The organism is Citrobacter sp. wls717 (genome assembly GCF_005280955.1).
GTDB classification, from domain to species: Bacteria; Pseudomonadota; Gammaproteobacteria; order Enterobacterales; family Enterobacteriaceae; genus Citrobacter; species Citrobacter werkmanii.
On sequence record NZ_SZWW01000045.1, the window covers coordinates 1 to 1116 of the forward strand.

1 rRNA gene is annotated in these 1116 nt (G+C 53.5%); it reads left to right on the forward strand.

What is annotated here, in order from left to right:
- Positions 1–1116, forward strand: a 23S ribosomal RNA gene (locus tag FDX09_RS19505); the annotation flags it as partial.

The following is a 1116-nucleotide window of genomic DNA, read 5'->3' on the forward strand; positions in this document are numbered from 1 at the left end:
GTTGTGAACTCGAAGAGTAGGGCGGGACACGTGGTATCCTGTCTGAATATGGGGGGACCATCCTCCAAGGCTAAATACTCCTGACTGACCGATAGTGAACCAGTACCGTGAGGGAAAGGCGAAAAGAACCCCGGCGAGGGGAGTGAAAAAGAACCTGAAACCGTGTACGTACAAGCAGTGGGAGCATCCTTCGGGGTGTGACTGCGTACCTTTTGTATAATGGGTCAGCGACTTATATTCTGTAGCAAGGTTAACCGTATAGGGGAGCCGAAGGGAAACCGAGTCTTAACTGGGCGTTAAGTTGCAGGGTATAGACCCGAAACCCGGTGATCTAGCCATGGGCAGGTTGAAGGTTGGGTAACACTAACTGGAGGACCGAACCGACTAATGTTGAAAAATTAGCGGATGACTTGTGGCTGGGGGTGAAAGGCCAATCAAACCGGGAGATAGCTGGTTCTCCCCGAAAGCTATTTAGGTAGCGCCTCGTGAACTCATCTTCGGGGGTAGAGCACTGTTTCGGCTAGGGGGTCATCCCGACTTACCAACCCGATGCAAACTGCGAATACCGAAGAATGTTATCACGGGAGACACACGGCGGGTGCTAACGTCCGTCGTGAAGAGGGAAACAACCCAGACCGCCAGCTAAGGTCCCAAAGTCATGGTTAAGTGGGAAACGATGTGGGAAGGCACAGACAGCCAGGATGTTGGCTTAGAAGCAGCCATCATTTAAAGAAAGCGTAATAGCTCACTGGTCGAGTCGGCCTGCGCGGAAGATGTAACGGGGCTAAACCATGCACCGAAGCTGCGGCAGCGACACTATGTGTTGTTGGGTAGGGGAGCGTTCTGTAAGCCGTTGAAGGTGGCCTGTGAGGGCTGCTGGAGGTATCAGAAGTGCGAATGCTGACATAAGTAACGATAATGCGGGTGAAAAACCCGCACGCCGGAAGACCAAGGGTTCCTGTCCAACGTTAATCGGGGCAGGGTGAGTCGACCCCTAAGGCGAGGCCGAAAGGCGTAGTCGATGGGAAACAGGTTAATATTCCTGTACTTGGTGTTACTGCGAAGGGGGGACGGAGAAGGCTATGTCGGCCGGGCGACGGTTGTCCCGGTTTAAGC